Source organism: Luteimonas sp. 3794, assembly GCF_031456825.1.
Lineage (GTDB): Bacteria > Pseudomonadota > Gammaproteobacteria > Xanthomonadales > Xanthomonadaceae > Luteimonas.
In genome coordinates this window covers 16,610-39,751 of record NZ_JAVDVJ010000010.1, presented here as the reverse complement: position 1 = coordinate 39,751, position 23,142 = coordinate 16,610, and the positions used below count along the sequence as shown (strand labels likewise).

Sequence of the window (23,142 nt, the reverse complement as noted above, 5' to 3'; positions counted from 1 at the left end):
ACAAGCCGGATCGCGCGCCAGCGCGCGCCTACAGACTTGTTTGATCGGCGCAGGTGCAAGGCGGAAACCAGCCTGCCTGCGCCTCCGGTAAGCTGGCGCCATGCAACGGCTGACGCACTGGATCGATGGCGCTGCGCGCGCACCCGGCCGGGATCACTGGCTGCCGGTGCATGCGCCCGCGACGGGCCAGGTCTACGCCGAAGTCGCGGCCGGCGACGCCGCCGATATCGAGGCCGCGATCACGGCCGCTGCCCGCGCCGCGCCCGCCTGGGCCGCGTTGCCCAACAGCGCGCGCTCGGCCTGGCTCGAAAAACTCGCGGCGGCGCTCGAAACCCGGATCGATGACTTCGCCCATGCCGAAGCCCGCGATGGCGGCAAGCCGTTCGCACTCGCACGCGATGCCGAAATTCCGCGTGCGGTCGCCAACCTGCGCTTCTTCGCCCACGCGGCGACGCAGTTCGCCAGCGAATCCCACCACGGCGAAGCCGGGCTCAATTACACGCTGCGCGCGCCGCTGGGCGTGGTCGCGGCGATCTCTCCTTGGAACCTGCCGCTGTACCTGTTCACCTGGAAGATCGCGCCGGCACTCGCGGCCGGCAACACCGTCGTCGCCAAGCCGTCGGAGATCACGCCGGCCAGCGCGTCGCTGCTCGCAACGCTGTCGGGCGAGATCGGCCTGCCGCCGGGTGTGCTCAACATCGTGCACGGCACCGGCGCCGATGTGGGTGATGCACTGATCGACGATCCACGCGTGCGTGCGGTGTCGTTCACCGGCAGCACCGCAGTCGGCCGGCGAATCGGCGCCCGCGCTGGCGCGCAGCTGAAGAAGGCGTCGCTGGAACTCGGCGGCAAGAACGCGACGCTGGTATTCGCCGACAGCGACTGGGAATCGCAACTCGGCACGCTGGTGCGCTCGGCTTTTCAGAACGCCGGACAGATCTGCCTGTGCGGCTCGCGGATGCTCGTCGAGCGCAGCATCTATGCATCGTTCCGCGAACGCTTCGTCGCCGAGGTGCTGGCACTGCGGGTCGGCGATCCGATGGATCCCGATGCGCGCATGGGCCCGCTGGTGTCGCAGGCGCACCACGACAAGGTGCTCGCCGCGATCACGCGCGCGCGCGACGAGGGTGGCAACGTCTTGTGCGGCGGCCATGCGCTGGAGCGGCCCGGCTGGTTCATCGCGCCGACCGTCATCGACGGTCTGGGCCCGGACTGTGCGACCAATCGCGAGGAGATCTTCGGGCCCGTGGTCACGCTGCAGCCCTTCGACGACGACGCGCACGCGCTGGTGCTGGCGAACGCAGGCGACTACGGCCTGTCGGCCGTCATCTGGACACGCGACCTGACCCGCGCGCACCGCCTTGCTGCGGCGTTGCACGTGGGCATGGTCTGGATCAACACCTGGCTGATGCGCGACCTGCGCACGCCTTTCGGGGGGACCGGTGCATCCGGTCTCGGCCGCGAAGGCGGCATGGAAGCGATGCGTTTTTTCACCGAGCCGAAGAACGTCGGCCTGTCTCTGGAATAATCACGCCATGACCGATATCGAATCCCTGCTGCAACGCAACCGTGACTGGGCCGAGCGCGTCCGCCGCGACGACCCGGATTTCTTTCACCGCCTCGAGAACCAGCAGACGCCGAAATACCTGTGGATCGGCTGCTCGGATTCCCGCGTGCCGGCCAACCAGATTCTTGGGCTGGACCCTGGCGAGGTCTTCGTCCACCGCAACATCGCCAACGTGCTCTCGCACGGCGACCTCAATGCGCTGTCGGTGATCCAGTTCGCTGTGGACGTGCTCAAGGTCGAGCACATCCTGCTGGTCGGCCACTACGGCTGCGGCGGCGTGCACGCGGCGATGACCGGAGCGCGCGTCGGCCTGGTCGACAATTGGCTCCGGCACGTGGGCGACATCGCCTACAAGCACGCTGAGCTGCTGGCATCGATCGACGACGTCGGCCTGCGCCATGCCCGACTGTGCGAACTCAATGCCGTGGAACAGGCGCTCAACATTTGCAAGACCACTGTGGTCCGTGATGCCTGGTCGCGTGGACAGCCGCTCGCGATCCACGGCTGGGTCTACGCGCTCGGCGACGGCCAGGTCCGCGAGCTGGGCATGGACGTCGCGAAGTACGAGGACATCGGCCCCGCCTACGCATCGGCGGTTGCCGATATCGCCCGCGTTGCCGCCCAGGGCCGGCGGGATGGCTGAGGCCGTCCAGGCCGATACGGCGCCGCGGCCGGTCGGCCGCTATCCACACGCGCGCCACGCCGGCGGCCTGCTGTTCCTGTCGGGCATCGGCCCACGCAATCCCGCCAGCGATTCTGTGCCGGGCAATGTGCTTGATACCGAAGGGCGCGTCATCGCCCACGACATCGTCGCGCAGACGCATGCGGTGTTCGCCAACGTGCGCGCGGTGCTGGAGGCCAGCGGCGCCCGCTGGGAGGATCTCGTCGACGTGACCGTGTATCTCACCGACATGGCCGGCGATTTCGCCGCCTACAACGCGACCTGGGCCGAGTACTTTCCCGATCCCGCCATCGCGCCCTGTCGCACTACCCTGGGCATCGAGGCGTTGCCGACGCCGATTGCGATCGAATTGAAATGCGTTGCGGTCGCAGACCGCGCGCCACCGATGCCCCTCGCCCGCACCGCGGGAGAGGGGGGGACCATCGGCGGCGCCGATGGTGGGGTGAGGGCAGCGGACGCCGGCCATCCGCCACACGTGCGAAAGGAGTGAACCGATGATCCCCGGACCGCTGAACTTCCAGAAGTGGATCGACGAGCACCGCCATCTGCTCAAGCCGCCGGTCGGCAACAAGTGCATCTACGACGGCGACTTCATCGTCATGGTCGTCGGCGGACCGAACGCGCGCACCGACTATCACTACGAGGAAGGCCCGGAGTGGTTCCACCAGTTCGAAGGCGAGATGGTGCTGCGCATCCAGGAGGACGGCCGCGTCCGTGACATCCCGATCCGGGCCGGCGAGACCTTCCTGCTGCCGCCGAAAGTGCCGCATTCGCCGCAGCGCGGGCCCGATTCGATCGGCTTGGTCATCGAGCGCAGGCGTCTGCCGCACGAGCAGGACGGCCTGCTGTGGTTCTGCGAGAGCTGCAACCACACGCTGTTCGAGCAGTACTTCCACCTGCACGACATCGAGCAGGATTTCCCGCCGGTGTTCGACCGATTCTACGGATCGATCGAGCACCGCACCTGCGAAGCCTGCGGCCATCTCAACCCGCGCCCCGCCCGCTACGATCCCGACCCGGACACGCTGGCCGATATCACCTGATACCCGCGCATCCAGGGAATGGAGACCACCATGCGGACGTCTCTGCTGATTCTGTTGCTGTCCTGCCTGCTCGGCGCGATCGCGCCGCTGCAGGCGCAGGGCGCCGACAACCCGGAACTCGCGGCGCTGTACCGCGACGACCAGCAGGCACGTGCGGACGCGGCGAACATCGACTGGTCCGTAGTATTGCGCGAAGACGCTGCGCGGCGCGCGCGCGTGCTCGCACTGATGCGTGAGGGTGCGATGCGTACCGCAGCTGACCACCATCACGCGGCGATGGTGTTCCAGCACGGCGCAGGTCAGGAAGACATCCGCATCGCGCACGCGCTCTCGACGCTGGCATCCACGCTGGCACCTGACGAAATCCGCTACCGCTGGCTGATCGCCGCATCCTGGGACCGCATCATGACCACGCAGCTGCAACCGCAGTGGTACGGCACCCAGTTCCACGGCAGTGACGACGGCCTGTTTCTGTAGCCGGTCGCCGATGGCGCGGTCGACGATGCCGAGCGCGCACGCATGGGCGTGCCGTCACTGGCGGAAGCGCAGGCAAACGTTGCTCAAATGGCGGCCTCGATGGGAGCGCCGGTACGAGCCAACCCGCCGACCATGGAGCAATTGCGCGCGGAACGTCGCGCCGCCGGTGCCACGACGCCGTGAACCTGCTGTGCGCCTGCGGCGTGATCGCCGGAGGCCGGTCGTCTAGGATGACCGCCATGCTGAAGATCGACATCCACGCCCACTATCTGCCACGCGACTGGCCGGACCTGGCGGGCAAGTACGGCGACGCGCGGTTCCCGGTGATCCACCACACCGCCGACGGCCGCCACCGGATCTACAAGGACGGCCGCTTCTTTCGCGAAATCTGGTCCAAAACCTGGGACGCGCGCGAGCGCATCGACGACTACGCGCGCTTCGGCGTACAGGTGCAGGTGATCAGCACGGTGCCGGTGATGTTCAGCTACTGGGCGAAGCCTGCGCATGCGCTGGAGCTCCATCAGGCGCTCAATGACCACATGGCGGCGACCGTGTCCGCGCATCCGCGCCACTACGCCGGCATCGGCACGGTGCCGATGCAGTCGCCACGGCTGGCGATCCAGGAACTCGAGCGCTGCGTCGACCAGCTCGGCCTGCAGGGCGTGCAGATCGGCAGTCACATCGGCGACTGGAACCTCGATGCACCCGAGTTGTTCCCGTTCTTCGAGGCCGCGGCCGATCTGGGCGCGGCAATCCTCGTGCACCCCTGGGACATGATGGGCAGCGAGTCGATGCCCAAGTACTGGCTGCCGTGGCTGGTGGGCATGCCTGCCGAGCAGTCGCGCGCGGCCTGCTGCCTGGTATTCGGCGGCGTGCTGCAGCGGCTGCCGAAGCTGAAGATCTGCATGGCGCATGGCGGCGGCAGCTTCCCGTATACGATCGGGCGCATCGAGCACGGCTTCAACATGCGCCCCGACCTCGTCGCCACCGACAATCCGCACAATCCGCGCGGCTATCTCAAACAACTTTTCTTCGATTCCTGGGTGGCCGATCCGCGCGCGCTGCAGTATCTGCTCGACACCTGTGGCGTGGACCGGGTGATGCTGGGCACCGATTATCCCTTCCCGCTGGGCGAGCAGGTGCCGGGCGCCGGCATCGAAGAGATCCCGCTCGACGACGCCGCGCGGGCGCGCCTGTATCACGGCACCGCGCTCGAATGGCTGGGCCTGCCCGCAAGCCGATTCCTCTGACCAAAGACCCCCATGCCCCACCTCATCCTGCACCACACCTCGAACCTTGACGGGTTCGATGCCGACGCCGCGCTCGCAGCCGTCAACCGCGTCCTCGTCGACAGCTGCCACTTCGAGGATGTCGCGATCAAGAGCCGCGCGCTCGCGCTCGACCATTACCGAATCGGCAGCGCGAACGACGGCCACGGCTTCGTCCATGCCACGCTGAAAATCATGCCCGGCCGCTCGGAAGACGTTCGCGCCGCGCTGGGTCGCGCCGTCCACGATGCGCTCGCGCCGTGCCTGCCACGGCTCGACTTGGACTGCCAGCTGTGCGTCGAGGTGGTGGAGCTGCAGGCGGCCACCTACATCAAGAGCACGCACGCGCGCAGCGTCGTGCCGGAGACCCACGCATGACCGATTTCTTCACCGACGACTACGCCGCGGCCGCCGACGCCGCCGATCCGCTGCAGCATTTCCGCGCGCAGTTCCACATGCCACGCTTCGGCGATGTCGAGCAGGCCTATTTCGTCGGCAACTCGCTGGGCCTGCAGCCGCGTGGCGTACGCGCACAGGTCGAGGACGTGCTCGACAAATGGGCGATGGAAGCAGTCGAGGGCCACTTCCGCGGCAACTCGCAGTGGATGACCTATCACGGTCTGGTCGGTGCGCAACTGGCAGAGATCGTCGGCGCGCAGCCCGAAGAAGTGGTCGCGATGAACTCGCTGACAGCGAACCTGCATTTCCTGATGGTCGGCTTCTACCGCCCGACCGCGGAGCGCCCGGCGATCCTGATGGAAGCCGGCGCGTTTCCGTCCGATCGCTACGCGCTCGAATCGCAGGTGCGCTTCCACGGCTTCGACCCGGACACCGATCTGATCGAAGTGCAGCCCGGCGCCGACGGCCTGTTCGGCATGGACGCGATCGCCGCGGCGATCGAACAACACGGCCACCGCCTCGCACTGGTGCTGTGGCCGGGCGTGCAGTACCGCACCGGCGAGGCCTTCGATCTCGCGGAGATCACCCGCCTCGGCCATGCCGCCGGTGCGGTGGTTGGTTTCGATCTCGCGCATGCGGCCGGCAATCTGCCGCTGCAGCTGCACGACAGCAACGCCGACTTCGCCGTGTGGTGCCACTACAAGTACCTCAACAGCGGCCCGGGCGCGGTGGCCGGCGCGTTCGTGCACGCGCGTCATGCAACCACCGGCCGCCCGCGTTTCGCCGGCTGGTGGGGCCACGACGCGGCGACGCGTTTCCGCATGGGGCCGGACTTCCAGCCCACGCCCGGCGCCGAAGGCTGGCAGCTGAGCAATCCACCCATCCTCGGCCTCGCGCCGCTGCGCGCCTCGCTCGACCTCTTCACCGAGGCCGGCATGCCGGCACTGCGCGCGAAGTCGGAAACCCTGACCGGTTATCTGGAAACGCTGATCCATAGCCAGCTCGATGATGTGCTCGATATCGCCACGCCGCGTGACGTCACGCGTCGCGGCGCGCAGCTGTCGCTGCGCGTACGCGGTGGCCGCGAGCAGGGCCGTGCGCTGTTCGAATACCTGTCCGACAACGGCGTGCTCGGCGACTGGCGCGAGCCCGACGTGATCCGCATCTCGCCCGCGCCGCTCTACAACACCCACGCCGATGTGCTGCGCTTCGTGCGGACCGTCGCCCGGTGGCGCGACGCGTGACGGCGCCCGCACGCCATCTGACGATCATCGGCGCGGGCCTGGCCGGCGCCCTGCTCGGCATCCTGCTGCGACGTCGCGGCTGGAACGTGGATCTATACGAAAAACGCGGCGACCCGCGCGTGCAGGGCTACGGCGGCGGACGCTCGATCAACCTGGCGCTGGCCGAACGCGGCCGGCACGCACTGCGCGCCGCCGATGCCGACGACGCGGTGATGCACCACGCCATCATGATGCGCGGCCGCATGGTCCACGTCGGCGACACCGAGCCGGTGCTGCAGCGCTATGGCCGCGACGACAGTGAAGTGATCTGGTCAGTGCATCGCGGTGATCTCAATATCGTGCTGCTGGATCTGGCGGAAGCCGCCGGCGCGCGGCTGCACTTCGATGCGGGCCTGGACGCGGTGAACTTCGACTCGCGGCGCGCGGTGTTTCGTGATCCGCGTGGCGACAGCACGCGCGAAGTCCAGTTCGAGGCGCTGGTCGGCGCAGACGGTGCAGGCTCCGCATTGCGCGCGGCAATGCACCGGGTGCGCGATTTAGGCGAGCGCAGCGACTTCCTCGACCACGGCTACAAGGAACTCGAGATTCCACCGCGTGCCGACGGCGGCTTCCGCATCGAGCCCAATGCGCTGCACATCTGGCCGCGCGGACATTACATGTGTATCGCGCTGCCCAACGACGAGAAGACCTTCACCGTCACCCTGTTCCTGCCCCATCACGCGGGCGCGGACGGCGGTCCCGCGTTTGACCAGTTGGTCGATGTCGATAGCGCGCGTGACTTCTTCGAGCGCGACTTCCCGTCCGCGCTGGCGTTGATTCCGGAATTCGACCGCGACTGGCGCGCCAATCCGGTCGGGCAGCTGGGCACCCTGTATCTCGATCACTGGCATCTCGACGGGCGCGCAGTGCTCCTGGGCGATGCCGCGCACGCGATGGTGCCGTTCCACGGCCAGGGCATGAACTGCGCGTTCGAGGACTGCGTGGCACTGGCGCAGCAGCTCGACGCGCACGACGACCTGGCGAACGCATTCGCCGCGTTCGAGGCCGGACGCAAACCGGATGCCGCCGCGATCCAGCGCATGGCGCTCGACAACTATCTGGAGATGCGCGACCGCGTCGACGATGCCGATTACCTGTTGCAGCGCGAACTGGAACTCGCACTGCAGGACCGCCATCCCGGCCGCTTCGTGCCGCACTACGCGATGGTCACCTTCATGCGGATTCCGTATTCGTTGGCGATGACGCGCACCGACCTCCAGCGCGGCATTCTCGAACGCGCAACGGCGGGGCATGCCTCGATGTCGACGCTGGACTGGGACGCGATCGACGCCGAAGTGCGCGATCTGCTGACACTGCTGGAGGATGTGCCGGCGTGAGCGACAGTTTTCTTTTCTACGATCGCGCCTCGACGAGTCTGCCGTCCGCGGTCCGAATGATGCCGTCGCAACGGCTTGCCGCAACGACGCGCCAACAGCACCGCTTATGAACGACAGTTTTCTCTTCTACGATTTGGAAACCTTCGGCTCCGATCCGCGACGCACACGCATCGCCCAGTTCGCCGCGATCCGCACCGATGCCGGTCTCAACGAGATCGACGATCCGATCGACTTCTTCGTCCGCCCGGCCGACGACCTGCTGCCCTCGCCCATCGCGACGCTGATCACTGGCATCACACCGCAGCATGCGCGCTCCATCGGCATGCCGGAGGCCGACGCGTTCGCGCGCATCCACGAGGAAATGGCCCGGCCAAAGACCTGCACGCTGGGCTACAACTCGCTGCGCTTCGACGACGAATTCGTACGCTTCGGCCTGTATCGCAACTTCCACGATCCCTACGAGCGCGAATGGCGCAGCGGCAACTCGCGCTGGGATCTGCTCGACGTGATGCGGCTGTGGCACGCGCTGCGTCCGGAAGGCCTGGTCTGGCCGACGCGCGAGGACGGCGCAACCTCGTTCAAGCTCGAACATCTGGCGACTGCCAACCATGTGCGCACCGGTGATGCGCACGAGGCGCTGTCGGATGTGCGTGCGCTGATCGGTCTGGCGCGCCTGTTCCGCAGCGCGCAGCCGCGCTTGTGGGACTACGCGTTGAAGCTTCGCGAAAAGCGCCACGCGGCGTCGATGCTCGATACGATCGCGATGACGCCGGTGCTGCATGTCTCGCAGCGTTATCCGGCCGCACGCCTGTGCGCGGCGCCGGTGCTGCCGATCGCGCGCCATCCGCGCATCGACAGCCGCGTGCTCGTGTTCGATCTCGACGGCGATCCGGACTGGCTGCTCGACCTGGATGCCGAGGCCATCGCCGCGCGCGTGTTCGTGCGTCGCGAAGACCTGCCTGAAGGCGTCGCGCGCATTCCGCTCAAGGAAGTGCACAGCAACCGCTGCCCGGCGCTGGTGGCCTGGAGTCATCTGCGCGAAGCGGATTTCGAGCGGCTGTCGATCGACCCGGTCGATATCGAACGCCGCGCCGCGCGACTACGCAGCGCAGGCCCGGCGCTGGCCGAAAAGATCCGCCAGGTGTTCGCGGTAGAGCGCGAGTTCGCGCCGTCCGATCCCGATGGCGCGCTGTACGACGGTTTCGCCGGCGATGGCGACAAGCGCCGCATGGCCCAGGTTCGCGCGACGCCGCCGACGCTGCTGGGCGCGCGCGATTTCGGCTTCGAGGATCCGCGCCTCGATGCCCTGCTGCTGCGCTATCGCGCGCGCAACTGGCCGGACACGCTCAACCCCGAGGAACAGCTGCGCTGGGACGACTACCGGCGCGCGCGCCTGGCGCCCGGCACGACGCAGGCCGAACAGGATTTCGCCACCTACTTCACGCAGATCGACGCCCTGCGCGCTGAAAATCCCGATGACACAACGCGTCTGCCGCTACTCGACGCCCTCACCGACTGGGGCCAGAGCCTGCAGACCCGCTTGCATCCATCCCCCACGCTGCCCATCCAGTCCGCATGACCACGTACTTCAGCGACAAGAGTTTCAAGTTCCTGCGCGCGCTCGCGCGCCACAACGAGAAGCCCTGGTTCGAGGAGCATCGCAAGGAGTACGAGGCGCATGTGCGCCAGCCGTTCCTGCGCCTGATCGGCGACCTGCAGCCGGACGTCGCCGCGGTCAGTCCGCATTTCCGCGCCGACACGCGCACGGTGGGCGGCTCGCTGTTTCGCATCCATCGCGATGCGCGCTTCTCCAACGACAAGTCGCCGTACAAGACCTGGCAGGGCGCGCGCCTGTTCCACGAACGCCGCCGCGAGACCGCGGCGCCTTCGTTCTACGTGCACCTGCAACCGGGTGGCAGCTTCGTCGGCGCCGGGCTGTGGCATCCCGAATCCGACACCCAGCGGAAAGTCCGGCAGTTCATCGTCGACAATCCGGAAAGCTGGAAGGCCGCCGCGCACGCGACGAAACTGCGGAAAAAGTTCGAATTCGAGACCAGTGAGATGCTGGTCCGCCCACCGCGCGGCTTCGACCCGCAGTTCGAGTTTATCGACGATCTCAAGCACCGCAACTGGGTGTTCTGGCGCACGCTCGACGATGACGCGATGACCGGCCCGAAGCTGCGGCAGACGATCGCCGCCGATCTCGTCGCATTGGGCCCGTTCGTCGACTACCTGTGCGCTTCGCTGGATCTGGAGTTCTGATCACGCCGGCACGGACGGCGGCTTCCCGTCGTCGTTCAGCACGCACTGCGCCGTCGTCTCCGACAATCGCCTTATTTCCTTCGATGCGATCTTGATGAAGCGACTCTGCTGGCTCTCCCTCGCGATTCTCGTGCTGTTGCTCGGCTATGTGGCCGCCGGCCCGTACCTGACTGTCCACGCGATCCGCGAGGCGGTGCGCAACGAGGATTCGCGGGCGCTGTCGAAACAGGTGGATTTCCCCGCATTGCGCGAGAGCCTGCGGCTGCAACTGGCCGATGCGATCGTGCGCGAGGCGGGTCCCGACCTGCAGTCGAACCTGCTCGGCGCGATCGGGCTTCGACTTGCCGGCAGCGCAGCCGGCACTGGCGTCGACACGATGGTGACCCCTGTCGGCCTGAGCGCGCTGATGCGCGGCCAGCGGCTGTGGAGCCTCGCCGGCGGCGCATCGCCGACCCAGGTCCGCGCCGACCCCGCCCGCGGAGCACCGCTCGAAGACGCGCACTACCGCTACAACTCCACGTCGCGCTTCACGGCGACGGTGCGTGACGACCGCGGTCGTCCGATCGAGTTCGTGCTGACGCGCAAGGGGCTGACGTGGAAGCTTTCCGACATCCGGTTACCCCTCTGAGAATCGTCTCCTGCCTGCGGCAGGAAACACCTACGTCCCTCTCCCGCTCACGGGAGAGGGGGGGACCAATTGCGAAGCAATTGGTGGGGTGAGGGCAGCGCGGACCTCAACGAAACAGCGCTTGGGCCGTCAGCCATCTCGATCCGATGGGTTCCGCTCCGCTCTATAAATCCCATGATCACAAGCCGGCAACCGGCCAAAGCCCCATCGCGCGCAAGCGCGCTCCTACACGAAGCGTTACGTGCCCCGTCCGAACTTCGGCCGGTGGTACATCACCAGATACACGCCCACCACCCAGACCGAGGCCGCAGCCCAGCCCGCCAGGATGTCGGACGGGTAATGCACGCCCAGATACACGCGCGACAGGCCGACCATCGGCACGAAGACCGCCATCGCCGCGGTCACCCACCAGCGCGCGCGGGTGGGCCAGGCCAGCAGGACCAGCACCGCGGCCAGGGTCATCGATCCCATCGCGTGGCCGCTGGGGAAACTGTAGGTCGCCTCGGGTGCGATCGACTCCCACAGGCTGGGGCGGTCGCGCGCGAACAGCTGCTTGGTCGCGAGATTCAGCAGCGCTGAGCCCCCTGTGGCCACCGCGACGAACAGCCCGTCGCGCCAGCGCTTCAACGCCAGCAGGATCAGCACCAGCGCGATATCGACCGGCACCACGCCCTTGGCATAGCCGATTTCGGAGAAGAAGAGGAACACGCGCGTAAAGCCCTCACGCGCCGCCTCGTGCGCGAACAACAGGATCGGCTCGTCGAACGGAATCGCCTCGGCCTCGTGAATCTCGTCGGCGAGTTCCATGAAACCCCACATCGGCAGCAGTACGCCGGCGAACAGCAGCAGGAACTTCCAGCCATGCCGGCGCAGCAACCCGCCGGTTTCGCGTGAGCCCTCGGCGACGACGTCGCCGCCGTCAGCCGGCATCGACAGCCCGACCGTAGTTGCGGTGAACGTAGTCGTCGACGAGCGCCACGAACTCGTGCGCGATGTTCTCCCCGCGCAGGGTCATCGCCTTCTCGCCGTCGATGAACACCGGCGCCGAGGGCGCTTCGCCGGTGCCCGGCAAAGAGATGCCGATATTGGCGTGGCGCGATTCGCCGGGGCCGTTGACCACGCAGCCCATCACCGCGAGCGTCATGTTCTCCGCGCCCGGGTGGGTGATCTTCCACTCCGGCATCTTGTCGCGCACATGGTCCTGGACCACGCCGGCCAGTTCCTGGAAGAACTCGGACGTGGTGCGGCCGCAGCCCGGGCAGGCGGTGACCATCGGCGTAAACGCACGCAGGCCCATCGTCTGCAGCAGTTCCTGGGCGACGACGACTTCCTTGGTGCGCGACGCGCCGGGTTCGGGCGTCAGCGAGATGCGGATGGTGTCGCCGATGCCTTCCTGCATCAGGATGGCCAGCGCGGCGCTGGAGGCCACCATGCCCTTGCTGCCGATGCCGGCTTCGGTGAGCCCCAGATGCAGCGCGAAATCGCAGCGCGCGGCGAGATCCCGGTAGACGGCGACCAGTTCCTGCACGCCGCTGACCTTGGCACTGAGCACGATGCGGTCGCGGCCGAGGCCGAGTTCCACCGCGCGCTCCGCCGAATCCACCGCCGAGCGGATCAGCGCTTCGCGCAACACCTTTCCCGCGTCCCAGGGCACGGCGCGCTGGGCGTTCTCGTCCATCAGCGTCGCCGCCAGCGACTGGTCCAGCGAGCCCCAGTTCGCGCCGATGCGCACCGGCTTGCCATAGCGCATCGCGAATTCGATCAGCTGGGCGAACTGGGTGTCGCGCTTCTTGCCGAAGCCGACGTTGCCCGGGTTGATCCGGTACTTGGCCAGCGCTTCGGCGCAGGCCGGCTCGCCCGCCAGCAGCTGATGCCCGTTGTAGTGGAAGTCGCCGATGATCGGCACCTCGATGCCCTGCATCGCCAGCCGCTCGACGATCCGCGGGACGGCGGCCGCAGATTCGGGAGTGTTGACGGTGATGCGCACGAGTTCCGAGCCCGCGCGCCACAGCTCGCCGATCTGTTTGGCGGTCGAGGCGATATCGGCGGTGTCGGTGTTGGTCATCGACTGCACGACGACCGGCGCATCACCGCCGACCGCGATCCCGCCGACATGGACCTGACGCGTGCCGCGGCGCGCGGCGGCGCCGAAGGCAGGCAGCGGAACAGGCTGGGAAAGGCAGGCGGCGGACGCTGGAGCGGGCTGGGCGGACATGCGCGCATTTTAGCGGCTCGCGCGCGCCTTTTCGGTGACGCCGGGCGAAACCGCCGGCAGGTGCGACCGAACGCCGCAGCGCGGCCCGCGCGGGCCTGCACTACGATGCAGGGCGATGCAGCCCAAGCACCCCGCCACCGCCCTGCTCCGCACCCTCTACAGCCTGCGCTGGTTCGCAGTTGGCGGGCAGTCGTTGACGATCCTGTGGGCGACGCACGGCTTCGACATGGATCTGCCGCGCTGGCCGCTGTGGGGCCCGGTGCTGCTGCTGGCCGCGTTCAATGTCCTGGTCCATTTGCGTTTGGCACACAGCCGCGATGCGGCGCCGGCCGAGGCTTTTGCCCACGTGCTGGTCGACACCGCCGGACTGGCGTGGCTGGTGGCGTGGACGGGCGGCATCGCCAATCCCTTCGCCTCGCTATTCCTGCTGCCCATCGCGCTGACCGCCATGGCCCTGCCGCGGGCCTGGGCGATCGCCGCCGCATTGGCCTGCGTGACGGGCTACATCCTGGCGGTGCAGTTCGGCCAGCCCCTGCCGCACCTGCACGATCATTTCAGCCTGCACCTGGCCGGCATGGCGGTGAACTTCTTCCTGTCGGTGGCGCTGGTGTCCTACTTCCTGCTGCGGCTGGCAGCAGCGCGCGACCGCCGTGAGCGCGAACTGGCGGCCCTGCGCGAGCGCTTCGTGCGCAACGAGGGCATCCTCGCGCTGGCCACGCACGCGGCCTCGGTCGCGCACGAGCTCAACACACCGTTGGGCACGATGACCCTGCTGCTCGACGATCTCGACACCAGTCGCATGGGCGCCGATGGCGCCGAGGACGTCGCCACACTGCGGCGGCTGGTCGACACCTGTCGCGACCGCGTGCGTTCGCTGGCCGATCCCGCCGATCCGGCGGCGAGCACGCGGGTGGACATCGGCCGGGTGCTCGAACACTGGCAACTGGTGCGTCCGGCGATTGTGCTCGTACGCAGCGGCAACGTGGACATGCACGCGCGCGTGGACCGCACCATCGGTCATCTGCTGCTGGCCCTGCTCAACAACGCCGCCGATGCCAGTGAAGGCAACGGCAGCACCCGCGTCGACCTGCGTCTGCAGATCGAGGACGGCATGCTCGACGGCGCGATCCGGGACTACGGCACCGGGTTCGACGCCCAGGCGCCGTTTTTGCCGGTGCTGTTCCGCAGCGGCAAGCCCGATGGCCTCGGCGTAGGCCTGGCGCTGTCGCATGCGGCGATCGAGCAACTGGGCGGCGAACTGGACATGGAGGAAGCCGACGGCGGCGGTGCACGCGTGCATTTCCGCGTGCCGGTCGGCACCGCAGACAGCCACCGCGAACCGGAGACGATGCGATGAAGGGCCTGTTGGTCGACGACGACACCCTGTATCTGGAAGCGCTGCGGCGTGCGCTGACGCGGCGCGGGATCGAATGCGAGATCGCAGCCGATCCCGTCACTGCACTCGAGGTCGCCAGGCGCATTGCGCCGGACTTCGCGCTGGTCGATCTCAAGCTCGGCGAAGCCTCGGGCCTGTCGCTGATCGAACCGCTGCGCGCGATCCGCGCCGACATGCGCATCCTGCTGGTCACCGGCTACGCGAGCATCGCGACCGCGGTGGAGGCGATCAAACGCGGCGCCGACGATTACCTGCCCAAGCCGGTGTCGGCCGACACCCTGCAACGCATCCTGCTCGACACCGAAACCGCGCCCGGCGCGCCCCTGCCCGAGCGGGACGAGGACGACACCCTCGAAAGCCCGACGATGATTCCGCTGCACCGACTGGAGTGGGAGCACATCCAGCAGGCGCTGACGGAAACCGGCGGCAACATCTCCGCGACCGCGCGACTTCTCGGCATGCACCGCCGCTCGCTGCAACGCAAGCTCGCCAAGCGCCCGGGGCCGGAGCGCCGGCCGCCCACTGACGGTTGAAAAACCCCGCGCAGGTTGGATGAGCGCGATCAGTGCCCGCTGTGATCGGCGGCGGACGCATCGCCTGCCAGCGGACGGACCTCGAACGTCACCGTCTGTTCCGGCGCATTGGCGAAGCGCAGCGTGGCCTCGATCGACTGGCCTGCGCGCACCGACTCAACCGGGTCGATGAACATCAGATGGTTGCCGCCGGGCTTCAAGGTGACTTCGCTGCCGGCCGGCAGCTCCACGCCATCGGGGAGTTCGCGCATCCGCATCATGCCGCCCTCATGGGACATCTCGTGGATCTCGACGCTCCTCGCTGCCGGCGTCTCGACCGAAAGCAGACGATCGGCCGCCCCGCTGCGCAGCGTGAGGTAACCACCGGCGACGGCCGCGTTGGGCGGCGTCTCGCGGATCCAGGCGTCGCTGACGGCGATGCCGGCGGTGGCGTCCGCAGCATTCGCGGCCGACGTCTGCGCGGCCGATGACGACGCGTCCGGCGTCGCGGGCTGACAACCGGCAAGCGCCAGGATCAGACCGGCGGCGATGGGGCCGATGGCACGGGAAAACGGACGGCGTGCGGGCATCGCAGTGCTCCTTGAGTCAGGCATGTGGGCGCCAGCATCGCGCCCGGTGGCGGACATTATCGCAGCGCGCGATATCCGGCCGCCGCGCGACGCAAGCGATCGCCATGCTGGCCGTGTGCAGGTGGCGATGCCAATGCGACCGGGTGTCGCAGTGGGTGGCCTGCATGGGGAAGCGCTCCCTGCATGACGCGGGGGCCCGGTTGAAGCCCTCCCCCGCAGTGCGGGGGAGGGCTCAGGTCTCCTGCCGCTAATGGCGCATCTCCGGCTTCAGGGCACCGTGCAAGTGACGAGGACGATGCGATCGGGTATCGCAGCGGAAGTTGCAAGCCGCCCTCATCGCTCAATCGATCGCATCCGCCGTCATCCCGGCGGCTCTCAACAGACGCACGTCGGTTCGGGCCGGGATCCAGTGACTTCCTGCGCCGGACGCGAGCGTCGAACAAAGGTGTGCCCCCATATCGACCGCATTGCGACCTGTGGCTGAAGTGCTGCAAGGCGCCGGGATGACGTTGCAGAGCGCGCCACGCACGAGGCGCTTGTCCAGATCTGGACCGTGCGAACGCACGCTTGCATTTACACCCAAGCGGTATCCTGTCTCCATGCAAGACACCACCGCATCCGACATTCTCACCCCCACCCAGCTCAACACGCTGGCGCGCGGTCTGCTGGAGGACACGTTTCCGAACGTCGTCGTCGAAGGCGAACTCGGCAACCTGTCGCGACCGGCGTCGGGGCATCTGTATTTCACCCTCAAGGATGCGCGCGCGCAGGTGCGGTGTGCTCTGTTCCGCTCGCGTAGCCAGGGGCTGCGCTTCGTGCCGCGCGAAGGCCTGCTGGTCCGAGCGCGCGGGCGCGTCACGCTGTACGAGGCGCGCGGCGACTACCAGCTGATCCTCGATTCGCTGGAAGAAGCTGGCGAAGGCGCGCTGCGTCGCGCGTTCGATGTGCTGAAAGCCCGGCTGCAGGCCGAAGGCCTGTTCGATGCCGAGCGGAAACGCGCCCTGCCCGCGTTTCCGCGGCGGATCGGCGTCATCACGTCGCCGTCGGGCGCGGCGGTGCGCGATGTGTTGAGTGTGCTCGCGCGACGCCTGCCGCTGGTCGAGGTCGACGTGCTGCCGGTGCCGGTCCAGGGCACAGATGCGCCGCCGAAGATCCGCGCGATGCTGGAACGCGCCGGTGCCAGCGGCCGTTACGACGTGATCCTGCTCGCTCGCGGTGGTGGCTCGCTGGAAGACCTGTGGGCGTTCAACGACGAGGCACTCGCGCGCGCCGTGGCCGCATCGCCGGTGCCTGTGGTGTCGGCGATCGGCCACGAGACCGACTTCAGTCTGACCGACTTCGCCGCCGACCTGCGTGCGCCCACGCCATCTGTGGCGGCGGAGCTGCTGGTGCCGGACCGCATCGAGCTCGCGACACGTGTGCGGCGTCTGCAACGCCATGTCGACGACGCGCATCTGCGCGCGATGCAGCAGCGCTTTCAGCGTCTCGATCGCGCCGCATTGCGCTTGCAGGCCCAACGCCCGCAGGCACGTCTGGATGCGCTGCGCCTGCGACAGGATGAAGCCCTGCGGCGCTTGTCGATGGCGATGCGCCAGCAACTGCAGCACCGCGGCGCGCGCTTGCGTCATGCCGAGGCCGTGCTGCGCGCAGCCACGCCGCAGCGCCGGCTGCAGCAACTGCGCGAGCGCCTGGCCGCGCTCGGCCCACGTCCGCGTGCGGCCCTTGCCCGTCATCTAGAACGTGACCAGCTACGCCTGCGCGGACTGGCACGTTCCCTGGAAGCGGTCAGCCCGCTGGCCACGATCGCCCGCGGCTACAGCATCCTGCAGCGCGAGGACGGCGGCGTTGTGCGCAGCGTCTTAGATACGACGCCCGGTGAGCCGCTGCAGGCGCGGCTTGCGGATGGAAAGCTGCGGGTGCGTGTGGAGCCGCCGGACGCCTGAGCCGCGCACGTCCATCGGCACCCTGTAGGAGCGCGCTCGCGCGCGAGCCAGGCTTTCCGGCCACACCCACCGCTCGCAAGCGCGTCTTCATCACCGGTCCGTCCGGACAGAACAAACGCAGCGTTCCGCAGCATCTCGCTTGCCGCTCACGCCGGCGCTGGCATGCTGGTCGCCCACGTCACGACGGAGTTCCCGCACGATGACCAAGGCGTCCGACCTGTTCGTCCAGGCGCTCGAAGCCGAGGGCGTGACCCACGTCTTCGGCATTCCGGGCGAGGAAAACCTCGACCTGCTCGACTCCCTGCGCGCGTCCGACATCGCGCTGGTGCTCACCCGTCACGAACAGGCGGCCGGCTTCATGGCCGCCACCTACGGGCGTCTGACCGGCAACGCCGGCGTGTGCCTGTCGACGCTCGGTCCCGGCGCGACCAATCTCGTCACACCGGCTGCCTACGCGCAGCTCGGTGCGATGCCGATGCTGATGATCACCGGACAGAAGCCGATCCGCACCAGCAAGCAGGGCCATTTCCAGATCGTCGACGTGGTCGACATGATGCGGCCGCTGACCAAGTCGACTCACCAGCTGGTGTCCGCCGACAGCATCCCCGCGCGCGTGCGCGATGCATTCCAGCGCGCGGAAGAAGAACGCCCCGGTGCCACGCATCTCGAACTGCCGCAGGACATCGCAGGTGACGAAACCGATACGCGTCTGCTGCCCGCGCCGTACACGCGCCGCCCGCTGGCCGAAGACAAGGCGATCGCGCATGCGGCCGAGGCGATACGCAATGCGAAGCATCCGTTGCTGATGCTCGGCGCGGGTGCCAACCGCAAGACCACGGCGCGGATGCTGCGCGCCTTCGTCGACCGGCTCGGCATTCCGTTCTTCAGCACGCAGATGGGCAAGGGCGTGCTCGACGAGACCCATCCACTGTGGCTCGGCACCGCCGCGCTGTCGGACAAGGATTTCGTACATCGCGCGATCGACGCGGCCGACTGCATCATCAACATCGGCCACGATGTCATCGAGAAGCCGCCGTTCTTCATGCATCGCGGCCGGCGCACGGTGATCCACGTGAACTACGAAAGCGCTGTGGTCGACCAGGTGTATTTCCCGCAGATCGAGGTCGTCGGCGACATCGCCAATTCGGTCTGGCAACTGGCCGAAGCGCTGGATGCACCGCAGCCGCACTGGGACTTCGCGTTCTTCGACCGCGTGCGCACCGCGCTGTGCGAGAACATCGCCGAGCTTGCGGCTGATGACCGCTTTCCCGTACATGGCCCGCATCTGGTCAAGACATTGCGCGATGCGCTCGATCCGCGCGACATCATCTGTCTCGACAACGGCCTCTACAAGCTGTGGTTCGCGCGCAACGACCGCTGCCGGGAGCCCAACACCCTGCTGCTCGACAACGCCCTGGCGACGATGGGCGCGGGCCTGCCCTCAGCGATCGCCGCCAAGCTGGTGCACGGCGAGCGCAGGGTCGTTGCGGTCTGCGGCGACGGCGGCTTCATGATGAATTCGCAGGAGCTCGAAACCGCCGTGCGGCTGAAGCTCGACCTCGTGGTCATCGTGCTGCGCGACGATGCCTACGGGATGATCAAGTGGAAGCAGCAGCACGAGGACTACCCGGTCTACGGCATGGACTACGGCAACCCGGATTTCGTGCGCTACGCGCAGAGTTACGGCGCACGGGGTCATCGCCCTGACAGCGCCGCCGCGTTCGCCGACGTGCTGCGCACCGCGCTGGACACACCCGGCGTCGATCTGATCGATCTCGAGATCGACTACCGCGACGACGACGCCCTGCTCAACACCGAGATTCCCGAACGCAGCGCAGCGATCAACTGATCCGCCGCGCACCCCTTTCCGTCCGATTCCGGAGCACCCCATGGCCAAGAAGACGACCGCCCGCAAGACCACCGGGCTCGCACGCAGCTATCCCTATTACCTCGCCAACGCCGCGGTCTCGGCGAACACCGATCTCGAGGTGCGCGACAAATACAGCGGCAAGGTCGCCACGCGCGTGGCGATGGGCGATGCCGCCGCGATCCGCAAGGCGATCGTCGCCGCGCACAAGGCGCGCGGGCCGATGGCCGATTTTCCACCCGACAAGCGCCGCGATGTGCTCGACCACTGCGTGCGCCGCTTCGAGGAGCGCTTCGAGGAACTCGCGCTCGCGCTGTGCATCGAGGCCGGCAAGCCGATCAAGGATGCGCGCGGCGAAGTCACCCGCCTGATCGACACCTTCCGCATCGCCGCAGGTGAAGCCACGCGCAGCGAAGGCGAAGTGATCGAACTGCAGATCTCCGAGCGCACGCGTGGTTACCGCGGCATGGTCAAGCGCGTGCCGATCGGCGTCTGCAGCTTCATCACCCCGTTCAACTTTCCGCTCAACCTGGTGGCGCACAAGGTCGCGCCGGCCATCGCGGCCGGTTGCCCGTTCGTGCTCAAGCCCGCGGCGAAGACGCCGGTCGGCGCGCTGATCATCGGCGAGATCCTCGCCGAGACCGACCTGCCCAAGGGCGCGTTCTCGGTGATTCCGTGCAGCAACGAAGATGCCGCGGCGCTGACGGAAGACGAACGCATCGCGCTGCTGAGCTTCACCGGCGGCCTGATCGGCTGGGACCTCAAGGCGCGCGCCGGCAAGAAGAAGGTCGTGCTGGAACTCGGCGGCAACGCGGCCTGCATCGTCGACGAGGATCCGGGCCTGCCGCTGGACAAGGTCGTCGAGCGTCTGGTGTTCGGCGCGTACTACCAGTCCGGCCAGAGCTGCATCGGCGTGCAGCGCATCTACGCGCACCGCAGTGTGCACGAGGCGTTGCGTCGCAAGCTCAAGAAGGCGATCGGCGCGCTGCGCAGTGGCGACCCGCGCGACGAGAGCACGTTCGTCGGCCCGGTCATCGACAGCGACGCGGCCGACCGCATCGAGCTCTGGATCGAGGCCGCGCGCAAGGGCGGCGCCAAGGTGCTCGCCGGCGGCAAGCGCGAAGGCAACATCATCCCCGCGACGCTGCTGGAAAAGGTGCCGCGCGACGCGGACCTGGAGCGCAAGGAAGTCTTCGGCCCGGTCGCACTGCTGGAACCGGTCGACAGCTTCGACGAGGCGATCGCACGGGTGAACGACAGCGACTTCGGCCTGCAGGCCGGCGTGTTCACCGGCAACCTCGCCCACGCGATGCGCGCCTGGGACCGGATCGAAGCCGGCGGCGTGGTCGTGGGCGACGTGCCCAGCTTCCGCGTCGACAACATGCCCTACGGCGGCATCAAGGATTCCGGCTGCGGCCGGGAAGGCGTGAAGTACGCGATCCGCGACATGACCGAAGAACGCCTGCTGGTGATCCGAGACCCGGCTTGAGTCGGGTCCCTGCCCGCTCAGGCGATTGCGCGCTGGGCGCCAGCGTCGCTGGGCTGGGTCGCAGCCGGGTTGGTCACATCATCCCGCTGCACCCTGCGCAGCAGATCGATCGGGGCCGGTGACGTTTCGAACGTATCGGACTCCATCGCAGTCTCGAACACGCGAACCTGCCCCCGCCCGCCCCGCTTTGCGGCGTACATGGCCTGATCGGCCTGGCGCATCAGCGTGGCGAGGCTATAGTCCGCACTGTCAACCGCCGCAACGCCGAAGCTGGCCGCGATGCGGAAGCCATATCCCGCTGCGCCCGTATCGATCGCGCCGAAGCGGGCCTGCACGTCACCGGCCAGACGGATTCCCGCCGCCGCGTCGAGTCCGGGCAGGAACAATGCGAACTCCTCGCCCCCCAGGCGCCCGAATGCATCGACCCGCCGACACAGCGGACGCACCGCATCGGCGACCTGCCGCAGTGCCCAGTCGCCGGCAGCGTGGCCGAAACGGTCGTTGACCTGCTTGAAGTGGTCGAGATCGAACATCAGCAGCACTGCGTGCTCGGCATCCCGCTCGCAGCCTGCGAGCGCCGAGGCCGAACGCTCGGAGAAATGCTGGCGGTTGCAGATACCGGTCAGGGAATCGATCTCGGTCATGCGCCTGAGGCGCATCTGCAGCCGCTTGGTCTTGTAGGCCCAGTAACCGACCGACGTCATGCCCACGACGAGCACCAGCGCCAGCCACAGCCAGCTTTGCGCGCGCTGTTCGGTCACCCGCTTCTGCAGTTCCAGCAATGCGTTCTTCTGGTGCAACAACTCGATCTGCTGCGCCTGCTGCAGTGACTGGTGGCGGACCACCTGATAGGCCATCTCGCGCGATTTCACGTCGTTGAAATGCGCGCGTTCGGCTTCGGCGTAAAGCCGATGGGCGCCGAGTGCGACAGCCGGGTCTTCGTCGCGTAAAGCAAGCTCGTAGAGCGTCCTGTAGGCGACAGCAAGTGCGAGCGCACTCTTGAGAGACGAGATTGCCTCCACAGTGGCCCGGGCGTGACGGGCGGCCGCCGCGTGCTGTCCCAGCGCCATCCGGTATTCGGCCAGCGCCGAATGGAACTGTCCGATCAGGAGTGGGTAACCCGCTGCCTCCACCTTGCCTACATAGCCGTCCAGCAAGGCGACCGCGTCAGCGGTGCGCCCAATACGATGCAGCCACGCGGCGGCATAGCCCCTCGAGAATCCCGCGAGAATGGGTTCGCCGGCGCGATCACAATGTCCAACCGCGCCGTCGGCTTCCGCCTGCGTGATCGGCAAATCGAGACCAATCTTGGACTCCAGCACCAGGTTCGAAGCGATGCAGAGGCTACGTGCGTCGGGCTCACTCGCCAGCACCTGCTGCGCATAGTCCATGCCGATACGAAACTCGCCTACCTGGTTGTAGACGACGCCTGCGACCTGCAGCCCGTTGTAGCGGATCTCCCGGTCCGCGACGGCCTGCTGCAGTGGCAACACCTGCTCGAGAATACGTAACGCCTCCTCGAATTCGCGGGTGATGGCGTAGGTGTTGGCCAGTAGCGCCCCAGCCTCGTAGCGAAGCGCTTCCGGCGTGTCCATCGTCGTCAAGCGACGCAGCGACGTGATCGCCTTTCGGGTATTGCCGGTGACCGCCATCTGGTGGGCACGAAGAATAGTCAGGCGATGACGCTGTGTCTCGGACAGCGTGTCCGCTGACGCCTCAAGCTGATCCAGCAGAGGCCCCAGCGCTTTCGGATCCGTGGTCCGCAATGCGCGCGCATGCTCGAAGGCGGATTCGAAGGACGTGTCCGCCCAGACCGGTCCTGCGCACAGGGCCAGTGCGAGAGCGGCCAGCAATGTCAGTCGTAGGGACATGTTTCCCTGCCCGGCGCAATCCGAATCGTCAGCCTTCGACGTGTGGCCCAGACGCTTCGTCCGCGTCTTCCTCGGCGGGCGCGTCATGATCCGGCGACTCCTCTGCCTCTTCCGTGTCCCCGCCGTCAGGCGCGACGATCATGCAGATCATCGTCGGACGCGCGTCGAGCAACTGCGCGAGCGCTGCGTTGCCGGCGAACGTCAGTTCCGCTCGGTTGAAGCCAGCGCCTGGCAGTTCCCGCGCATTTCCAGAACGCCAGACCACATCTACCTCGACAGCCGCGCCTTCGAGATACTTGATCAAGTCCATCAG

Annotated in this window: 22 protein-coding genes; 17 read left to right on the top strand and 5 right to left on the bottom strand. The window is 67.6% G+C overall.

From position 1 onward, the window contains the following. The first annotated feature begins 100 nt into the window (after positions 1–100). From J2X52_RS13215 to J2X52_RS13160, 12 genes are all read left to right on the top strand, one after another. The gene (locus J2X52_RS13215) at positions 101–1,528 is read left to right on the top strand and encodes an aldehyde dehydrogenase (protein ID WP_310154156.1); all 1,428 of its coding nucleotides are present in this window, start codon (positions 101–103) and stop codon (positions 1,526–1,528) included. Between the two features lie 7 nt (positions 1,529–1,535). Then, positions 1,536–2,210, top strand: coding sequence for a carbonate dehydratase (gene can, locus J2X52_RS13210; protein ID WP_310154155.1), 675 nt, complete (start codon positions 1,536–1,538; stop codon positions 2,208–2,210). Further along, a complete protein-coding gene (locus J2X52_RS13205) occupies positions 2,203–2,739 on the top strand; it encodes a RidA family protein (protein WP_343226791.1) in 537 nt (178 codons plus the stop codon). Before can ends, J2X52_RS13205 begins: the two co-directional genes overlap by 8 nt. A 4-nt stretch (positions 2,740–2,743) precedes the next feature. After that, positions 2,744–3,292 carry a 3-hydroxyanthranilate 3,4-dioxygenase gene (locus J2X52_RS13200; protein WP_310154153.1) on the top strand — a complete coding sequence of 183 codons (549 nt, stop codon included), beginning with the start codon at positions 2,744–2,746 and terminating at the stop codon, positions 3,290–3,292. A gap of 30 nt (positions 3,293–3,322) precedes the next feature. After that, entirely contained in the window at positions 3,323–3,769 is a 447-nt protein-coding gene (locus J2X52_RS13195) for a hypothetical protein (RefSeq protein WP_310154151.1), read from the top strand. A gap of 239 nt (positions 3,770–4,008) precedes the next feature. Next, complete coding sequence (locus J2X52_RS13190; RefSeq protein ID WP_310154149.1) at positions 4,009–5,019, top strand: amidohydrolase family protein; 1,011 nt, start codon at positions 4,009–4,011, stop codon at positions 5,017–5,019. A 12-nt stretch (positions 5,020–5,031) separates the two neighbouring features. After that, positions 5,032–5,415, top strand: coding sequence for a 5-carboxymethyl-2-hydroxymuconate Delta-isomerase (locus J2X52_RS13185; RefSeq protein ID WP_310154147.1), 384 nt, complete (start codon positions 5,032–5,034; stop codon positions 5,413–5,415). Continuing rightward, positions 5,412–6,680, top strand: coding sequence for a kynureninase (gene kynU, locus J2X52_RS13180; RefSeq protein ID WP_310154146.1), 1,269 nt, complete (start codon positions 5,412–5,414; stop codon positions 6,678–6,680). The genes J2X52_RS13185 and kynU overlap by 4 nt, the downstream gene beginning before the upstream one ends. Continuing rightward, entirely contained in the window at positions 6,677–8,056 is a 1,380-nt protein-coding gene (locus tag J2X52_RS13175; protein ID WP_310154142.1) for an NAD(P)/FAD-dependent oxidoreductase, read from the top strand. Before kynU ends, J2X52_RS13175 begins: the two co-directional genes overlap by 4 nt. A 106-nt stretch (positions 8,057–8,162) precedes the next feature. Next, positions 8,163–9,635: an exodeoxyribonuclease I gene (sbcB, locus tag J2X52_RS13170; protein WP_310154140.1), complete on the top strand. Its 1,473-nt coding sequence runs from the start codon at positions 8,163–8,165 to the stop codon at positions 9,633–9,635. Next, positions 9,632–10,318, top strand: a complete 687-nt coding sequence (locus J2X52_RS13165) for a DUF2461 domain-containing protein (protein WP_310154137.1) — start codon at positions 9,632–9,634, stop codon at positions 10,316–10,318. Before sbcB ends, J2X52_RS13165 begins: the two co-directional genes overlap by 4 nt. 94 nt (positions 10,319–10,412) lie before the next feature. Then, positions 10,413–10,946 (top strand): DUF2939 domain-containing protein, encoded by a 534-nt coding sequence (locus tag J2X52_RS13160; RefSeq protein ID WP_310154134.1) that lies wholly within the window; start codon positions 10,413–10,415, stop codon positions 10,944–10,946. Between the two features lie 237 nt (positions 10,947–11,183). Here J2X52_RS13160 and J2X52_RS13155 read toward each other — a convergent pair whose 3' ends face one another. Both J2X52_RS13155 and ispG read right to left on the bottom strand, forming a co-directional pair. Beyond that, a complete protein-coding gene (locus J2X52_RS13155) occupies positions 11,184–11,876 on the bottom strand; it encodes a phosphatase PAP2 family protein (RefSeq protein WP_310154131.1) in 693 nt (230 codons plus the stop codon). Continuing rightward, positions 11,866–13,161: a flavodoxin-dependent (E)-4-hydroxy-3-methylbut-2-enyl-diphosphate synthase gene (ispG, locus tag J2X52_RS13150; protein WP_310154128.1), complete on the bottom strand. Its 1,296-nt coding sequence runs from the start codon at positions 13,159–13,161 to the stop codon at positions 11,866–11,868. Before ispG ends, J2X52_RS13155 begins: the two co-directional genes overlap by 11 nt. Positions 13,162–13,276: 115 nt before the next feature. Here ispG and J2X52_RS13145 point away from each other — a divergent pair, with 115 nt between their 5' ends. Continuing rightward, positions 13,277–14,518, top strand: a complete 1,242-nt coding sequence (locus J2X52_RS13145; protein ID WP_310154125.1) for an ATP-binding protein — start codon at positions 13,277–13,279, stop codon at positions 14,516–14,518. Continuing rightward, entirely contained in the window at positions 14,515–15,090 is a 576-nt protein-coding gene (locus tag J2X52_RS13140) for a response regulator (protein ID WP_310154122.1), read from the top strand. The genes J2X52_RS13145 and J2X52_RS13140 overlap by 4 nt, the downstream gene beginning before the upstream one ends. Before the next feature lie 29 nt (positions 15,091–15,119). On the opposite strand, the gene J2X52_RS13135 is transcribed toward J2X52_RS13140, so the two are convergent. Continuing rightward, positions 15,120–15,659, bottom strand: a complete 540-nt coding sequence (locus tag J2X52_RS13135) for a copper chaperone PCu(A)C (protein ID WP_310154119.1) — start codon at positions 15,657–15,659, stop codon at positions 15,120–15,122. A 599-nt stretch (positions 15,660–16,258) separates the two neighbouring features. Here J2X52_RS13135 and xseA point away from each other — a divergent pair. The 3 genes from xseA to J2X52_RS13120 all read left to right on the top strand — a co-directional run bounded on the left by xseA (position 16,259) and on the right by J2X52_RS13120 (position 20,958). Then, positions 16,259–17,602 (top strand): exodeoxyribonuclease VII large subunit, encoded by a 1,344-nt coding sequence (gene xseA, locus J2X52_RS13130; RefSeq protein ID WP_310154115.1) that lies wholly within the window; start codon positions 16,259–16,261, stop codon positions 17,600–17,602. 199 nt (positions 17,603–17,801) lie between these two features. Further along, positions 17,802–19,451 (top strand): acetolactate synthase large subunit, encoded by a 1,650-nt coding sequence (locus J2X52_RS13125; RefSeq protein WP_310154112.1) that lies wholly within the window; start codon positions 17,802–17,804, stop codon positions 19,449–19,451. A 40-nt stretch (positions 19,452–19,491) separates the two neighbouring features. Then, entirely contained in the window at positions 19,492–20,958 is a 1,467-nt protein-coding gene (locus J2X52_RS13120) for an aldehyde dehydrogenase family protein (protein ID WP_310154111.1), read from the top strand. 17 nt (positions 20,959–20,975) lie between these two features. Here the strand turns inward: J2X52_RS13120 and J2X52_RS13115 are convergent, their stop codons facing one another. Together J2X52_RS13115 and J2X52_RS13110 are read right to left on the bottom strand one after the other, a co-directional pair. After that, positions 20,976–22,916 carry a GGDEF domain-containing protein gene (locus tag J2X52_RS13115; protein WP_310154108.1) on the bottom strand — a complete coding sequence of 647 codons (1,941 nt, stop codon included), beginning with the start codon at positions 22,914–22,916 and terminating at the stop codon, positions 20,976–20,978. Continuing rightward, positions 22,858–23,139, bottom strand: a complete 282-nt coding sequence (locus tag J2X52_RS13110) for a hypothetical protein (RefSeq protein ID WP_310154105.1) — start codon at positions 23,137–23,139, stop codon at positions 22,858–22,860. The genes J2X52_RS13115 and J2X52_RS13110 overlap by 59 nt, the downstream gene beginning before the upstream one ends. Positions 23,140–23,142: the final 3 nt, after the last annotated feature.

What these genes read in the sequence shown, in the direction of transcription:
- J2X52_RS13215 (WP_310154156.1), top strand. Translation starts at nt 101, where the DNA reads ATGCAACGGCTGACGCACTGGATCGATGGCGCTGCGCGCGCACCCGGC.
- can (WP_310154155.1), top strand. Translation starts at nt 1,536, where the DNA reads ATGACCGATATCGAATCCCTGCTGCAACGCAACCGTGACTGGGCCGAG.
- J2X52_RS13205 (WP_343226791.1), top strand. Translation starts at nt 2,203, where the DNA reads ATGGCTGAGGCCGTCCAGGCCGATACGGCGCCGCGGCCGGTCGGCCGC.
- J2X52_RS13200 (WP_310154153.1), top strand. Translation starts at nt 2,744, where the DNA reads ATGATCCCCGGACCGCTGAACTTCCAGAAGTGGATCGACGAGCACCGC.
- J2X52_RS13195 (WP_310154151.1), top strand. Translation starts at nt 3,323, where the DNA reads ATGCGGACGTCTCTGCTGATTCTGTTGCTGTCCTGCCTGCTCGGCGCG.
- J2X52_RS13190 (WP_310154149.1), top strand. Translation starts at nt 4,009, where the DNA reads ATGCTGAAGATCGACATCCACGCCCACTATCTGCCACGCGACTGGCCG.
- J2X52_RS13185 (WP_310154147.1), top strand. Translation starts at nt 5,032, where the DNA reads ATGCCCCACCTCATCCTGCACCACACCTCGAACCTTGACGGGTTCGAT.
- kynU (WP_310154146.1), top strand. Translation starts at nt 5,412, where the DNA reads ATGACCGATTTCTTCACCGACGACTACGCCGCGGCCGCCGACGCCGCC.
- sbcB (WP_310154140.1), top strand. Translation starts at nt 8,163, where the DNA reads ATGAACGACAGTTTTCTCTTCTACGATTTGGAAACCTTCGGCTCCGAT.
- J2X52_RS13165 (WP_310154137.1), top strand. Translation starts at nt 9,632, where the DNA reads ATGACCACGTACTTCAGCGACAAGAGTTTCAAGTTCCTGCGCGCGCTC.
- J2X52_RS13160 (WP_310154134.1), top strand. Translation starts at nt 10,413, where the DNA reads ATGAAGCGACTCTGCTGGCTCTCCCTCGCGATTCTCGTGCTGTTGCTC.
- J2X52_RS13155 (WP_310154131.1), bottom strand. Translation starts at nt 11,876, where the DNA reads ATGCCGGCTGACGGCGGCGACGTCGTCGCCGAGGGCTCACGCGAAACC.
- ispG (WP_310154128.1), bottom strand. Translation starts at nt 13,161, where the DNA reads ATGTCCGCCCAGCCCGCTCCAGCGTCCGCCGCCTGCCTTTCCCAGCCT.
- J2X52_RS13145 (WP_310154125.1), top strand. Translation starts at nt 13,277, where the DNA reads ATGCAGCCCAAGCACCCCGCCACCGCCCTGCTCCGCACCCTCTACAGC.
- J2X52_RS13140 (WP_310154122.1), top strand. Translation starts at nt 14,515, where the DNA reads ATGAAGGGCCTGTTGGTCGACGACGACACCCTGTATCTGGAAGCGCTG.
- J2X52_RS13135 (WP_310154119.1), bottom strand. Translation starts at nt 15,659, where the DNA reads ATGCCCGCACGCCGTCCGTTTTCCCGTGCCATCGGCCCCATCGCCGCC.
- xseA (WP_310154115.1), top strand. Translation starts at nt 16,259, where the DNA reads ATGCAAGACACCACCGCATCCGACATTCTCACCCCCACCCAGCTCAAC.
- J2X52_RS13125 (WP_310154112.1), top strand. Translation starts at nt 17,802, where the DNA reads ATGACCAAGGCGTCCGACCTGTTCGTCCAGGCGCTCGAAGCCGAGGGC.
- J2X52_RS13120 (WP_310154111.1), top strand. Translation starts at nt 19,492, where the DNA reads ATGGCCAAGAAGACGACCGCCCGCAAGACCACCGGGCTCGCACGCAGC.
- J2X52_RS13115 (WP_310154108.1), bottom strand. Translation starts at nt 22,916, where the DNA reads ATGACGCGCCCGCCGAGGAAGACGCGGACGAAGCGTCTGGGCCACACG.
- J2X52_RS13110 (WP_310154105.1), bottom strand. Translation starts at nt 23,139, where the DNA reads ATGGACTTGATCAAGTATCTCGAAGGCGCGGCTGTCGAGGTAGATGTG.